The sequence below is a fragment of the Sulfurimonas hongkongensis genome, assembly GCF_000445475.1.
Classification (GTDB): Bacteria; Campylobacterota; Campylobacteria; order Campylobacterales; family Sulfurimonadaceae; genus Sulfurimonas; species Sulfurimonas hongkongensis.
In genome coordinates, this window is the sequence record NZ_AUPZ01000007.1 from 194,231 (window position 1) to 207,941 (window position 13,711).

Consider the following 13,711-nt stretch of genomic DNA (forward strand, 5'->3'; position numbering starts at 1 on the left):
AGCATTAGGAGTTTGTTTTGATGATGGCAGTTGAAAATATTACTCCATCTACGCCTAAAATTGCCAACTCTTCAATCTCATCTTCATCCTCTATGTGAACAAGAATTTTTGCATCAAAGAGATAATTGTTTGCAATACGCATAGCAGTAGATGCTAGCTCTTTTTGTACTAAAATAAAAGAGGCTCCAAGTGAAGAAGCATAGATAAGCTCTCTTATATCCTCTACGCCGACTGCTAGGCTTATCTCGTTTGCTCTGCAATACTTTATAATGTCTAAGTTATCTTCACTAAAGTCTAGGTAGATAGTAGAGTTTGATGGAGTGTTGTCGATGGCATCTATATTTTGTGTATGATAAAAGTTCACACTATCAATAAATCTATGACCAAATATAAACATTATGACCTCTTTAGGCACTCTTGTGAGCAGTAGTATTTATTGTTACTAAGTATCATATCATCTACTTCGCAGTATATGCCACACTGCTGGCAACCCACCATATCGTTTGCTTGAGTATCTTTTTTATTATGCTTTACTTGTGGCTTTTTTTTGATAAATATAAAGTACACAACTGCGATAAGTACAATAACTAAAATCCATTGCATCAGTCTTCTCCTATGAGTAAATAGTGTCTATTTTTAGTCTTTATGACTCTGTGTTTGAGGCTTGCATCTACTTCATCATAGACTCTCTGGCCTTTATAAAAGAGCAGTTTTGAGTCTGCATCTCTAAAATTTTTGCTCAAATCTAGCAGAACTTGAGTATCTGTAACCGCTCTTGAAGTCACAATATCAAAGATTTCACTATCCATCTGCTCAACCCTTTTTTTAACGACTCTAACATTATCAAGCTTTAAATCAGCCTTGATAAACTGTAAAAAACTAGCTCTTTTTGCTATAGGTTCAACTAGAGTTATCTCGGTTTCTGGTAAAGCAAAAGCCAAAATCATACCAGGAAAACCAGCCCCTGTTCCAATGTCAAGGAGAGTCTTTGCAGGTGGCAAAAACGAGATAGGAAAAACTGCATCATAGATAAACTCATCTATAGTTTTTTCATCTTTTGCACCAGTTAAGTTATGAACCTTGTTCCACTTAAAGAGATGCTCTTTGTACTTTTGTACATTGTAAAAAAAGTTATCTGGTAGCGTAATGTTTTCTTGAGAGAGTGTAGCTTTTAAATCCACAAAAATCCTTTTAAAAGCAGATTTTAGCATAAGTTTAAATAGGTTTTAAATCAAATGCCCCATCTCGCTTTTTTTAACATTTAAATAATCTTTATTATGCTTGTTTGAGTCCATGATAATTGGGATTCTCTCAACTATCTCTATGTTGCTTATAGAGTTTATTTTGTCTGGATTGTTTGTTAATAGTTTTATCTTTTGTATGCCAAAGTGATGGAGAATTCTAGTTACTATCTCATAAGTCCTCTCATCCGCACGAAAGCCCAGTTGATGGTTAGCCTCTATAGTATTTAAACCCTTGTCTTGTAGGGCATAAGCGTTTATCTTGTTTAAGAGACCAATATTTCGACCCTCTTGTCTTAGATATATAACCATACCATTTGTGCTTTGGGCTAATTTAAGTGCAAACTCTAGTTGATCACGGCAGTCACACTTTAGGCTTCCTATAGCATCACCCGTTAAACACTCTGAGTGAACTCTTACTATTGGAACTTCTGCTAAGTCATCTTTATATATAACAAGATGCTCTTTTTGACCCTCTTTAAAGGCTTTTACTTTGAAGTCTCCAAACCTAGAAGGTAGGTTTGCGACCTCTGAAATCTTTATATTCAATACATGTACCCTAGTTTAAACTTTAAAACGATAAAATAAATTTTTACAAAATTATAGCTAAAAAAGGTTTATTATGTTTCAAAGATTTCGTAGAACTCGTTTAAAGGGGCAACTTCGCTCATTAGTAAGAGAGACAACGCTCGCTAAAGATGACTTTATCTATCCTCTTTTTGTTCGCTCAGGTGAGGGGATAAAGACAGAGGTCTCTTCTATGCCAGGCGTGTTTCAAATGAGTGTAGATGAGATTTTAAAAGAGTGCGTTGAACTTAAGAAACTGGGACTTTATTCTATCATCCTCTTTGGTATCCCTGAGGTAAAAGATTCTATAGGTTCTGACTCACTTTGTGAGCATGGTATCATTGCAACGGCCATCCGTGCTATAAAAAAAGAGCATCCAGAGATGTTTGTTGTAACAGATCTATGTTTTTGCGAATATACAGACCATGGACATTGTGGCATTATCGATGAAGTTAATGAGACTGTAATCAATGACGCTACACTTGAGATCTCTGCAGAGCAAGCCATCATACATGCAAAAGCTGGAGCTGATATGATAGCGCCATCAGGCATGATGGATGGCATCATAGTAACACTGCGCGAGGCACTTGATATTGCAGGATATGAAAATCTTCCTATCATGGCATACTCAACTAAGTTTGCATCTGGGTACTATGGTCCATTTCGTGATGTAGCAGAGTCAACTCCATCTTTTGGAGACCGCTCTAGCTATCAGATGGATCCTGCAAATAGGCGAGAAGCAATAAACGAGTCCATAGCAGATGAGATGCAAGGTGCTGACATACTGATGGTAAAACCAGCTCTTGCGTACTTAGATATAGTTAGAGAGATAAGAGATAATACTTCACTTCCACTGGCTGTTTACAATGTAAGCGGCGAGTATGCGATGCTAAAAGCGGCTGGTGAGAGAGAGCTTATAGACTATGATAGAGTTGTGATGGAGACTATGATTGGCTTTAAAAGAGCTGGAGCGGATATAATCATCTCATACCATGCTAAAGAAGTTGCAAAGATGCTAGAAATAGTATAAAATAGGCATCAATAAAATACTGGGGAATAAGTTGAGACATTTTTTAACACTAAAAGATTTTACAAAAGAAGAGATACTTGAGATAGTTGATATAGGTTTAGAGATAAAAAGAAATCTCAAAAAAAAGATATACAAAAAAGAGCTTGAGAACCAGACACTAGCGATGATTTTTGAAAAAAGCTCAACTAGAACTAGGGTAAGTTTTGAGACTGGGATGTTTCAGCTTGGTGGTCACGCACTTTTTCTCTCAAACCGTGATATCCACTTAGGAAGAGGCGAGCCTATCAAAGATACAGCTAGAGTGATTTCAAGCATGTGTGATATGGTAATGATAAGAACGTTTGAGCAGTCTATGATAGAAGAGTTTGCACGCTATTCAAAAGTTCCTGTGATAAATGGACTGACAGACTCGTATCATCCAGTACAGCTCTTAGCAGACTACATGACCTTAGTAGAGTACGAGGCACATGAAAACATAGTTTGTGCATATATTGGCGATGGCAACAACATGACTCACTCTTGGATGATTTTAGCTGCAAAGTTAGGTTTTGAGCTTCGCATTGCTACTCCAAAAGGCTATGAAGTAGATGAAGCTATCTTACAAGAGGTTTTGCTCTTAGCTAAAGAGAGCGGGGCAACTATAAAGACTATGAATGACCCAAATGAAGCTGCAAAAGGCGCTAATGTTATCACAACAGATACTTGGACTTCTATGGGGCAAGAAGAAGAAAAAGAGCAAAGGATCAAAACTTTTAAAGGGTATATAGTAGATGAAAAACTGATGCTTTTAGCTGCACAAGAAGCTAAGTTTTTACACTGCCTCCCAGCATATAGAGGTTTAGAAGTGAGTGAGGGTGTTTTAGAGAGACACTCTGAAATAGTTTTTAATGAAGCTCAAAATAGACTTCATGCTCAAAAAGGTCTTATGGTTTGGCTAGATAGAAAAAGAGGTGCATAATGAAATTTTTTTTAGTGTTGGTTTTACTGGTGTCTGCTTTATATGGTGCAAAAGTTGTAGAAGTTTCACAAGAGTATCAAAAATCACAAAAATGTAAAGCTTGTCACTTAGAGATAGTAAAAGATTGGGAAGGGTCTTGGCATGCTAAAAGTCACTACGATAAAGATGAGTATTTTTCTAAAAGTATAGAGTATGTAGCTAGAAAGAGTAGAAAAAGCTCAAACAGCGTAAAAGTACAATGTGCAACTTGTCATAATCCACGCATCGCAGTAACTGATACTGGAATAGACTATGAGATACAGGTTTTAATGGAGTTAGACAAAAACTCAAAAGTAAACAAGGCTATAGAGAGTAGTGCTATAAATGAAGGAATAAACTGTGTAGTCTGTCATAATATAGACAAAATACATCACGATAGAGATGACACATTTCGCGGTATGGATCGTGTTAGTTGGACAAAATCAGGTCTAATGGTAGGACCACTTGAACATAGTACCTCGCCTTATCATGAAACTGAGCACAGAGATTTTATGGACGAAAAGTCAGATGAACTCTGCTTTGTTTGCCATGCAAATGATAGATCTATAAAAGGTTTAGTCTTTACAAACATGCAAGATGAGTATAAAAAGCAAGATAAAGCTTGTGTTGATTGTCATATGGGGACAAAAACTGTAGGAGTGGCCTCTACGCTTAGAACACAAGATGGTCATACAAAAAAAAGGGAAGTTAGAGAGCACTCTTTTTTTGGTGCTCATACTGAAAATTTGTGGATAAATGCACTAGAACTTGACGTTTGGCAGGAAAAGGATGAGATTTTAATAGCTCTAAAAAATCCCCAACCACATAATATTCCAAGTGGTTTTGGCTCAAGAGAGTTAATAATAGATATAGAATATATGAAACCTGGTAATATAGTTAATACAAAATCTATCTCTTTAACTAGACACTATACAAGAAGAAAAGGTAAACCAACAATCCCACACTTAGCCCAAGAGATGTCAGAAGATATAAGCATACCAGCAAATGGAAAAAAAGTGTTAAAAGTAAAAAAAGAAGCAGATACAACGAGTGTTGAAGTTAAAGTTTATTATCGTCTAGTAAATGATGAAGTTCACTCCATACTCAAGCTAAAAGAGGCAATCTGGTCTAAAAAGTTTTTTATAAATTCTAAGAGTTTAAAGTTAAAACAATAGATAAAAACTCATTTTTAATTAGACACTTTTTTTAATTTTGTTATCACTCTCGCTCTTATATCTTGCTTTGAATTTATGATATAATTTAAACATGAGCTATGTGTTTTCATAGAATATACATGACTCCTACGTGTATACAATAGGGGGAAGCAAAATGAAACTCAACCAAGATTATAAATCAAGATTTAAAATACTAAAAGGCGGAAAAATCTCTTTAGTGATTTCAACACTAGTGGGGGTTGTTACTCTTTCATTTGCAGCACCAAATGGAGAGAGTGTTGTAAGTGGTGGTATTGTTGTTGATAGAGATATAGCAAACACAACCAATATAAATCAATCTTCCAATAGAGGTATCATTAACTGGCAAAGCTTTGATGTAAAGACTAACGAAAGAGTAAACTTTAATATGCCAGACACTACCTCTTCAACCTTAAATAGAGTTCTTAGTAGTAGTCCCACTAAAATATATGGACAGATAAACTCAAACGGACAGGTATTTTTAGTCAACCAAAATGGCATATACTTTTCAGAGAATTCTAAAATAAACACAGCAGGATTTACTGCCTCAACTCTGGATATTACAAATGAGAACTTCCTAAACTCTAACTATATCTTTGAAGGAAAGAGCAAAGCTTCTATACTAAACTTAGGAGCTATAACTACAGATAATGCCTATACGGCTCTCTTAGCAAAAGAAGTTATAAACGAAGGTGTCATACAAGCAAGACTAGGAAATGTAGAGTTAGCTTCAGGAGAGAAGATAACCCTAGATATAAATGGAAATTCTTTAGTAAAACTTACAATAAATAAAGGGACACTAGATTCTTTAATACAAAACAAAGGACTGATCCAAGTAGATGGTGGAATAGTTTACCTAACCACAAAAGCCTTAGATGAAGTGCTAAATGGAGTTGTAAATAACACAGGAGTTATAGAAGCTAATTCTATAGAGCAAAAAGATGGGAAGATAATACTCTTTGCGCATGGTGGAACTGCAAATATAGGTGGAACGCTAGAAGCTAAAGATGGTTTTATAGAAACGAGTGGCAAAGAGTTTAGTATAGCAGAAAATACAAATGTTCAGACGGGACATTGGTTGCTAGACCCAATAAATATAACTATAGATTCAAGCCTAGCATCTACACTAACAGGACAGCTTGTAAGTGGTGATGCTACAGTTACAACAGCAGCTGCAGGAACCGATGAAGGAAATATCAATGTAGATTCTTCTATTAGTTGGAGTGCAAATAAATTAACTCTTCGTGCAGATAAAGATATAAATATAAATGCAGCACTCAATGCGAGCGCAACAGCAGGTCTAGAACTCCAATATGCACAAACTACAGCAACTGGAACATATAATGTAAAAGCTCCTATCAATTTAGCAACAACTGGAAGTTTCTCAACTAAAAAGGGAACAGATGCTATAAAAAACTATACTATCATCACTACTTTAGGAGCAGAGGGTTCTACTACTACAACTGATTTACAAGGAATAAAAGGAGGTTTAGCTGATAACTATGTCTTGGGTGCAGATATAGACGCTTTAGCTACAACAACTTGGAGTGGTGGAACAGGATGGGATCCTTTAGGGGATGACACTACAAAGTTTACAGGAGATTTTGATGGCTTGGGACATACTATCTCTAATCTTTTTATTGATAGAGGAGAGAAGATAGGTTTATTTGGGTATACGAAACAAGCAATTATTCAAAATGTAGGCTTGCTTGATGTTGATATTAGTGGGAGTGCTGCTATAGGAGGCTTAATAGGATACGATATTGGTTCAAGCATCTTCAACGCTTACACTACAGGAAGAATTAGTGGAACTCATGGTTTCATCGGAGGTTTAGTAGGATTGAGTGAAAGTTCAACTATTTCCAAGTCTTATGCTACAGGAACAGTTAGTGCAGGTGATTATGATGCAGGAGGTTTAATTGGACGTGCTAGTAATTCAAGCATTTCCGACGCCTATGCAACAGGAGCGGTTAGTGGAACTAGTTATGTAGGAGGTTTAATAGGACATGCTGGTAGTTCTTCAGGCATCTCCAACGTTTATGCAACAGGAGCAGTTAGTGGGAGTCATAATCTAGGAGGCTTAATAGGGATCACTATTGGTTTAAACATCTCTAACGCTTATGCTACAGGAACAGTTAGTGGGGATGGTTATATCATAGGAGGTTTAATAGGACGAGATCAAGATTCAACTATCACTAATGTTTATGCTACAGGAGCGGTTAGTGGAGGGGATGATGTAGGAGGGTTAGTAGGAGTCGCTACTGATTCAAGCATCTCCGACTCTTATGCTAGAGGAGATGTTAGTGGGACTCGTGAAGTAGGAGGGTTATTGGGAGGGACTGATGATTCAATTATCACTAATGTTTATGCTACAGGAGCGGTTAGTGGGACTGATAATGTAGGAGGTTTGATAGGATTTAAGTATAGTTTAAACATTTCCAACAGTTTCTGGGATAAAGAGACAACAGGACAAACAACATCATCAGGTGGCGGAACTGGCTTAACAACAGCCCAAATGAAAGATACAAAAACCTTTTATGAAGCCGGTTGGAATTTAGACACTGTTTGGGCAAGAGATACTAACAACGTGCAAAATGATGGATACTTAGACTTAAGAGCATTGAGTGATTTTGATTTTAATACTGACGTACCATTAGCACCAATATATGAAAATATCTTAAATAATATAATAAGAGAAGCAGGCAATAATAATAAAGAGATAAGAGAGGTATTTATAAAAGAGAATAATCTAAGAGTTGTATCTAAAGAAGATACTTTAGCAGATAGAAATGATATAAGACTAGCTTTGTTTCCTAATCGCTTTATTGAGTTGATTAATGGTGGATTGCATCTTCCTGATGGCTTAAGTTCTGACTTTTATATGCTAGAAGAGGAAAAGTAAAATGAGTATAAATAAAACAATCGTAGCAACAATTATAACAAGTACAATAGCCTTAGCAGCAACTCCACCTAGAAGCGGTGAGATACTAAGAGAAGTAGAACCTAGAAAATTACCTAGAGATTTAAAAGCTGTACCAAGTATAAAGGTAGAGAAGTTTAAAGCACCTATAGCAGATGATAAAGGTGTAAAAATAGAGGTAAAAGATTTTACTATTGAGGGAAACAGTGTATATAGTAGTGACATTCTACTCTCTTTGTTAGATAAATATAAAAATAAGAAACTCACCATAAGTCAACTTCAAGAAGCTGCAGGTGTAATCACTAAATACTATAGAGACCATGGATATTTTGTGGCAAGAGCATATATTCCGGCTCAAGAGCTACAAAAAACAAATGCAGTAGTACAAATAGTTGTTATTGAGGGATTGTACGGAAAGTTTTCAATAGACAACAGCTCTTTGGTAGATGATGCTGTAGTACAAGGCTATATGGATAAACTTAGTTCACAAGTGATATCAATACCTAGTTTAGAGAGAGAGTTACTTTTGCTAGATGAACTAAAAGGTGCAGTCGTTACAACCACTCGGATACTTCCCGGGAGTGAAGTTGGAAAGAGCGATTTTACTGTGACTTTAAAAGACGAAGCAAGATATAACAGCTATGTAATAGCAGATAATTACGGGAGTATATATACAGGCAGATATAGAATAAACGCAATAGGATTTGTAAACTCTTTAAATAAAAGAGGAGATGTTTTGGGTATAAATGCTCTTGTCTCAAATACAGCAGACCTTAAAAACATAAGATTGAGTTACGATACACCTGTAGGATATGATGGTTTAGCCTTAAACTTTTCATTTTCTAAAACATACTATAAAGTAGGAAAAGAGTTTGAGTCTCAAGATATACACGGGGACTCATTAAGTTTTAATACAGGAATCTCATATCCTATTATTAAACAAAGAGCACATAACTTAACTGCTTCACTTAACTATACTTATTATGACATAACAGATAATGATATAGCACAACATGAAGAAAAATCCCTAAACACATTTAGTTTATCTTTAGAGGATACTATAAAAACATCATTTTTTAACAAAGAGGGCTTGCTAAATACTACATTATCTCTAAGCAAAGGGTACCTCTCTTTAGATAGTGATGATGCAAAAGCTAACGATAGTGTTTTACAATCCCAAGGTCATTATGAAAAGGTGAATTTTTCTATCTCTCAAACTCAGTTTTTAGTACATAATGTTTCTGCAGTAGCACGCATAAAAGCTCAAAAGTCTTTAGGAAAGAATTTAGATGGAGTAGAAGATATTTTTATAGGCGGATCTTTAGGAGCAAGATCTTACACTAGTAGTGAAGCAAGCGGAGATAATGGCTATTTAACATCTTTAGAAGTTTTTTATCATCTTCCTAGTTATACAGCTCTTACCCACAATATATCTGCATTTATAGATCATGGTAAGGTATGGTTTGATGAAGATCAAACAACATCATTAAATGATAGAGTTTTAAGCTCTGTTGGAATCGGATATAATGTAAACTACAAGAATCTTTCACTTGGAGCAACTTTTGCTCATGGATTTGGAAAAGATAAAACACCTACAAGTGAAAATGACGATACAAGCCTTAATCGATTCTTTTTTCAGGCTATTGCTAGGTTTTAAATGAATTGTGTAAATATGGTGCGATTGGAGGGATTTGAAAAACTACACCCCTATAAATGCTTTTATATTGGTATTATTTGGTAGTTTATTATTTCTTTGTTCTCATTTATATATTTTTTAGCACTTCTTGTATAACAGTCTTTAGGTGTAATCATTATTAGTTTTATTTCATATTTATAGTTTAATAATATCTTTGATATTTGAGGATTATTTATCATATAATTTCTTGCTTTTTCTCTATATTCTATTACTTTATTTTCATTTATTTTCCAATTATCCCAATTTTTACATTGTATAAATAAAAACTCTTTATCTTTCTTTACAAATAAATCTATGCCTTGGTCTTTGTATCCTTTTTCAAGTCCATGCTCCCAAGTTATATAACCTAAATTTTTAAAGTATTGCGATACATGTTTTTCATACATATCGCCTTTAGCTTTTTTTTCAGCTCTACTTAGTATTTTTTTATATTGTTTTCTTTTTATATTGTCTTGGAAGTTTTTATAGTTGTATGTATTGTTTTGTTTTTTATTTGTGTATTTATATGGATTAAATTTCTTTTTCTTTTTTGGTTTTAAAAATATATTTATTATTACAGCTGTTAAAAATATTAATATAATAGTTTCCATTTTATTACTCTATTTTAAGTTAAATTTTCCATTACTTGCATTATCTTTGATTTGTTCTAATCTTTCTAAATGCTTTCTTGTTTCTTCTATACTTTGGTCTAATGCTAAGCCTTGATTTATCAATCTAACTAAGTCGGGTTTTTCTTTTTCCCAGTTGTATAGTGTTTTTAGTGATATTCCTAGTGTTTTTGCTAATTCATTTTTATTCATTTTGTAAATCTTTCATAATGACCTCTTATTTTATGTAATTATTACAATAATAAGCACAATTTTATTATAGTTTAAGTTTGTAACTGTTACAATATAAGTATAAATAAAGTGTAACTATTACATTAGGAGTGACAAAATGCAAGTAAAAACAAACAACATTCAAAGTCCTACTCTCTTCTCTGACTTTTTCGGTTTAGAGTTAATTTGGAGTAATGAATATTTAACATATATTCAAACTTCTATCAATAGTGTCACTTCTAGTCTCTGCAAAACTGCAAAGTCTACGACTCATAATATCAAAAAATCTCTTAATCGTGCCAATATACAAATTTTAGCTATGAGTGTAAAAACAAAAAACATGATTAGATTTATTAAAAATTTAAATAAGAGAGTTAACTCTCATAAGTCGCAGTCACATAATGTCTAGTCAAGTTTGATGTAAGTCGATTGATATCACGGAGCAATGGCGAGAACTCCGTTAACAAAGCTTGTCCCCCTCTATCAGTCACTTCTTAGAGGGTCAACAAAATAGAAGTGAATAGTTAGGTATGTAGAGTATAAGAACTGAGAGATATAGGGTTTATTTTTTCCAAAAAACTCTCTTCTTATATTCTACACACTTAATTATACTGACAGTTGATTAAGGACAAATTTATTCACTGAGGAGTGACAACATGACAGCACATTTTATAGGGAGACTTTTAGAAGTCAGGCCAGTAGAGACTAAAGACAACAAAACGGACAAAATCAAATATAGTACAGAACTAACAGTTATGTTTGAGGGTATCACAGAAGATGGTTATTTAAAGCCGAGTGTTGAGAGTATCTATGCAGATGAAGAAGACTATGATGTTTTTAAAGATAAGAAAGGTTCTTATGTTGCAATACCTTACAATCTAAGCGTTAACCAATGGGGTCAAAAGTATTACTATGATAAAGCTATGCCAGTTTTAGAACTAGCAAATAACCCTCTTGATTATTCAAAGTTCGACAGAAGTAAGGTTAAAAAGTCAAGTTAGTTTAGTTTAGAGATTTTGAGCTTAATAGCTTGATTTCTCTTCCTTAAAATCCCGTCATAGTGAGGCACGAACGCTAGGGACAACAAACGAAAGTGCGTTAGTTTAGTCTTTAATAATTTTGCTCTAAGTCGTCGTAATATGATTTAAAGCAGAGTTATTACGAACTCTAGCTTAAAAAAAAAGGTTGATAAAATGGATTTATCAGGTGTAACTTTTAACACTACTGATGTTATGGCTATTGGTTCTCTTATTCTCGCAGCTACTGCGGTTATATGGGGTGTTGTTAAAGCTATTGGTTTAGCAAACAGAGCTTAAAAAATGGATTTACCTATTATAAACGCTGGAGTTGTAACTGCCCTTTTTACTATGGTTTTAACTTCTTTAGCGGTTGTTTGGGGTATTAACAAAGCGATAATAGTCGCTAAATCTCACTAGCCTTTTTATAGGCTATTGAGGACATATTAAGGATAAAAATTGAAACATTTATTAAGTTTATTATTCATAACAAATTTATTAAATGCTTCTATGCTATTAGATAGTTATAACATTTGTATAGAAGACTATTATATACAAAATAAACGCTTATATTTTCTTCCGTCTTCAACTATGCTTTGGGAGTCTACGAGGGATAAAAATATTTTAAAATCTGTAATACATAGTTATAAATATAATTCATCTACTAATAGATGTGAGCCTGATTTGTCATTAAAAATGGGTTTGCAATTAGAACAATTTAATTTTTTATTAGCTCTAATCGGTGTAATTTTTGGCGGTGTTTTCATGTTTTTTACAACACAAATATTTATTAATGTAGGCGGTCGCAGATGATTTTAATAGAAATAACAGATTTTGCATTAATTAACTACTTCGCAAGTATCTTTATAAATTTAACTGCTCTTATAGCTCCCCTTTTCGGTGCTTTAGCACTTTTAAGGCATTAAGAGATGAAATTAAAATTATCAATATTATTTTTATTATTTTATTCTTCTTTATTTGCTTATAATTTTAAAAAAAGTTCTTTTTCAAGCGGTTCAAATACTGTTTTAGTAAATGATCGTTATGAGTCTGTTTGTAATGATTATATTACCAATTTAGAGAAAGAGTCTATAAGGTATGGGCAAAATTCAACTTCCTGTACTCAATATGAAAATACACCTGGATTAGGTTCTTATGTCGCTTATGAGTCTTATGAAATAGTAACAAACACTCTTATAGATAATCAATGTTATTACTCTGGTTCAAGATGGCAATTTAGTTATATTAAAGAAATAAAATATTATTGTGCTTTTGAAGATGCTTGTGAAGCTGGGACTGTGTGGAATATAGACACAGAAAAATGTGAACCTGAATGTGAACCCATCCCAAACAGTCAAGAAATTGCATATACACAAGAAGAGTGTAATTTTGAGCATATTATCTCTATTTTTCCTGATGATGGCGCACCTAATTATATAGAGCATATTTTTTGGTCATTGTGTCACGATTCTTGTTGGGCGGAAGTAGATAGCTGTCCGACTGGTCAACTAGCATTTAATAATAAATGTGAAAAGCCTGAAGATTATCTAAAATGTAGCGGTAACTTAGAGTGTAATATTATGGGTTTTGGTGTTTCAGGTTCTGAGGAATGTTTCAAAACTTGTTTTTGTGATGGTGAAGAAGTTTTTAATGGTGTAGTTTCATGCGATGAGCGTCCAGTAATGCCTGATGACAATAACTCAACAACTCCTCCTGGTGGCGAAACTGGTGACGGTGAAGAAACTGGTGACGGTGAAGAAACTGGTGACGGTGAAGAAACTGGTGACGGTGAAGAAACTGGTGACGGTGAAGAAACTGGTGACGGTGAAGAAACTGGTGACGGTGAAGAAACTGGTGACGGTGGCGGAGCTGGTGACGGTGGAGAAACTGGTGGCGGTGGTTCTGATAATAATGATAATAACTCTTCATCTGATTTTGAATATAGTGAGGATGAGGGACAAGTAGCCAATCGTAAAGCTATTGATGAGATTTTAAAAGATTTTTATAATGCTTTAATTGGTATAAAAGGAGATTATCAAAATATAAAACAAACTTTAGATAATGGCTTAGCTCCTATTGCTTTAAATAGTGGTTCTTCTCCTGTTTTTTGTGCTTATGTTTTTAACAAACAAATATGTATAAATCTTTGTGATAGTTTTTCATCTTTTCAAAGTATTTTTTATTATATCTTTGTAAGCGTATTTTTACTCGCAAGTTTACGAGTATTTTATACCGCTTTTAAAATGAGGTAAGT

The 13,711-nt window shown here is 34.1% G+C and carries 16 protein-coding genes; 10 read left to right on the forward strand and 6 right to left on the reverse strand.

The window, feature by feature from the left end; genetic code table 11:
* Positions 1 to 4 precede the first annotated feature (4 nt).
* Genes M947_RS18190 through ribA form a run of 4 tightly spaced genes read right to left on the reverse strand, consistent with a single transcriptional unit; the run spans position 5 to position 1,790 of the window.
* Positions 5 to 397: a hypothetical protein gene (locus M947_RS18190; RefSeq protein ID WP_021287536.1), complete on the reverse strand. Its 393-nt coding sequence runs from the start codon at positions 395 to 397 to the stop codon at positions 5 to 7.
* Positions 397 to 603, reverse strand: a complete 207-nt coding sequence (locus M947_RS18195) for a PP0621 family protein (protein ID WP_021287537.1) — start codon at positions 601 to 603, stop codon at positions 397 to 399. Before M947_RS18195 ends, M947_RS18190 begins: the two co-directional genes overlap by 1 nt.
* Positions 603 to 1,181, reverse strand: coding sequence for a 16S rRNA (guanine(527)-N(7))-methyltransferase RsmG (gene rsmG, locus M947_RS18200; protein ID WP_021287538.1), 579 nt, complete (start codon positions 1,179 to 1,181; stop codon positions 603 to 605). The genes M947_RS18195 and rsmG overlap by 1 nt, the downstream gene beginning before the upstream one ends.
* Before the next feature lie 45 nt (positions 1,182 to 1,226).
* The gene (ribA, locus tag M947_RS18205; protein ID WP_021287539.1) at positions 1,227 to 1,790 is read right to left on the reverse strand and encodes a GTP cyclohydrolase II; all 564 of its coding nucleotides are present in this window, start codon (positions 1,788 to 1,790) and stop codon (positions 1,227 to 1,229) included.
* 73 nt (positions 1,791 to 1,863) lie between these two features.
* On the opposite strand from ribA, the gene hemB reads away from it, so the two are divergent.
* The 5 genes from hemB to M947_RS18230 all read left to right on the forward strand — a co-directional run bounded on the left by hemB (position 1,864) and on the right by M947_RS18230 (position 9,584).
* A complete protein-coding gene (hemB, locus tag M947_RS18210) occupies positions 1,864 to 2,838 on the forward strand; it encodes a porphobilinogen synthase (protein ID WP_021287540.1) in 975 nt (324 codons plus the stop codon).
* A 31-nt stretch (positions 2,839 to 2,869) separates the two neighbouring features.
* Positions 2,870 to 3,796, forward strand: coding sequence for an ornithine carbamoyltransferase (gene argF / locus M947_RS18215; RefSeq protein WP_021287541.1), 927 nt, complete (start codon positions 2,870 to 2,872; stop codon positions 3,794 to 3,796).
* Entirely contained in the window at positions 3,796 to 4,989 is a 1,194-nt protein-coding gene (locus tag M947_RS18220) for a multiheme c-type cytochrome (RefSeq protein WP_021287542.1), read from the forward strand. The genes argF and M947_RS18220 overlap by 1 nt, the downstream gene beginning before the upstream one ends.
* A gap of 154 nt (positions 4,990 to 5,143) precedes the next feature.
* The gene (locus tag M947_RS18225) at positions 5,144 to 7,909 is read left to right on the forward strand and encodes a two-partner secretion domain-containing protein (RefSeq protein ID WP_021287543.1); all 2,766 of its coding nucleotides are present in this window, start codon (positions 5,144 to 5,146) and stop codon (positions 7,907 to 7,909) included.
* Between the two features lies 1 nt (position 7,910).
* A complete protein-coding gene (locus M947_RS18230; protein WP_021287544.1) occupies positions 7,911 to 9,584 on the forward strand; it encodes a ShlB/FhaC/HecB family hemolysin secretion/activation protein in 1,674 nt (557 codons plus the stop codon).
* A 62-nt stretch (positions 9,585 to 9,646) separates the two neighbouring features.
* On the opposite strand, the gene M947_RS23245 is transcribed toward M947_RS18230, so the two are convergent.
* Complete coding sequence (locus tag M947_RS23245; protein WP_021287545.1) at positions 9,647 to 10,213, reverse strand: restriction endonuclease; 567 nt, start codon at positions 10,211 to 10,213, stop codon at positions 9,647 to 9,649.
* A gap of 9 nt (positions 10,214 to 10,222) precedes the next feature.
* Complete coding sequence (locus M947_RS18240) at positions 10,223 to 10,423, reverse strand: MerR family transcriptional regulator (RefSeq protein ID WP_021287546.1); 201 nt, start codon at positions 10,421 to 10,423, stop codon at positions 10,223 to 10,225.
* A gap of 136 nt (positions 10,424 to 10,559) precedes the next feature.
* Here M947_RS18240 and M947_RS18245 point away from each other — a divergent pair, with 136 nt between their 5' ends.
* The 5 genes from M947_RS18245 to M947_RS18260 all read left to right on the forward strand — a co-directional run bounded on the left by M947_RS18245 (position 10,560) and on the right by M947_RS18260 (position 13,709).
* The gene (locus M947_RS18245) at positions 10,560 to 10,850 is read left to right on the forward strand and encodes a hypothetical protein (RefSeq protein WP_021287547.1); all 291 of its coding nucleotides are present in this window, start codon (positions 10,560 to 10,562) and stop codon (positions 10,848 to 10,850) included.
* A gap of 247 nt (positions 10,851 to 11,097) precedes the next feature.
* Positions 11,098 to 11,442 (forward strand): hypothetical protein, encoded by a 345-nt coding sequence (locus tag M947_RS18250; RefSeq protein ID WP_021287548.1) that lies wholly within the window; start codon positions 11,098 to 11,100, stop codon positions 11,440 to 11,442.
* Between the two features lie 192 nt (positions 11,443 to 11,634).
* A complete protein-coding gene (locus M947_RS23770) occupies positions 11,635 to 11,757 on the forward strand; it encodes a hypothetical protein (RefSeq protein WP_021287549.1) in 123 nt (40 codons plus the stop codon).
* 159 nt (positions 11,758 to 11,916) lie between these two features.
* Positions 11,917 to 12,270, forward strand: a complete 354-nt coding sequence (locus M947_RS18255; protein WP_021287550.1) for a hypothetical protein — start codon at positions 11,917 to 11,919, stop codon at positions 12,268 to 12,270.
* 116 nt (positions 12,271 to 12,386) lie between these two features.
* The gene (locus tag M947_RS18260) at positions 12,387 to 13,709 is read left to right on the forward strand and encodes a hypothetical protein (protein ID WP_021287552.1); all 1,323 of its coding nucleotides are present in this window, start codon (positions 12,387 to 12,389) and stop codon (positions 13,707 to 13,709) included.
* The last annotated feature ends 2 nt before the right edge of the window (positions 13,710 to 13,711 follow it).

What these genes read in the sequence shown, in the direction of transcription:
- M947_RS18190 (WP_021287536.1), bottom strand. Translation starts at nt 397, where the DNA reads ATGTTTATATTTGGTCATAGATTTATTGATAGTGTGAACTTTTATCAT.
- M947_RS18195 (WP_021287537.1), bottom strand. Translation starts at nt 603, where the DNA reads ATGCAATGGATTTTAGTTATTGTACTTATCGCAGTTGTGTACTTTATA.
- hemB (WP_021287540.1), top strand. Translation starts at nt 1,864, where the DNA reads ATGTTTCAAAGATTTCGTAGAACTCGTTTAAAGGGGCAACTTCGCTCA.
- M947_RS18220 (WP_021287542.1), top strand. Translation starts at nt 3,796, where the DNA reads ATGAAATTTTTTTTAGTGTTGGTTTTACTGGTGTCTGCTTTATATGGT.
- M947_RS18225 (WP_021287543.1), top strand. Translation starts at nt 5,144, where the DNA reads ATGAAACTCAACCAAGATTATAAATCAAGATTTAAAATACTAAAAGGC.
- M947_RS18230 (WP_021287544.1), top strand. Translation starts at nt 7,911, where the DNA reads ATGAGTATAAATAAAACAATCGTAGCAACAATTATAACAAGTACAATA.
- M947_RS23245 (WP_021287545.1), bottom strand. Translation starts at nt 10,213, where the DNA reads ATGGAAACTATTATATTAATATTTTTAACAGCTGTAATAATAAATATA.
- M947_RS18240 (WP_021287546.1), bottom strand. Translation starts at nt 10,423, where the DNA reads ATGAATAAAAATGAATTAGCAAAAACACTAGGAATATCACTAAAAACA.
- M947_RS18245 (WP_021287547.1), top strand. Translation starts at nt 10,560, where the DNA reads ATGCAAGTAAAAACAAACAACATTCAAAGTCCTACTCTCTTCTCTGAC.
- M947_RS18250 (WP_021287548.1), top strand. Translation starts at nt 11,098, where the DNA reads ATGACAGCACATTTTATAGGGAGACTTTTAGAAGTCAGGCCAGTAGAG.
- M947_RS23770 (WP_021287549.1), top strand. Translation starts at nt 11,635, where the DNA reads ATGGATTTATCAGGTGTAACTTTTAACACTACTGATGTTATGGCTATT.
- M947_RS18260 (WP_021287552.1), top strand. Translation starts at nt 12,387, where the DNA reads ATGAAATTAAAATTATCAATATTATTTTTATTATTTTATTCTTCTTTA.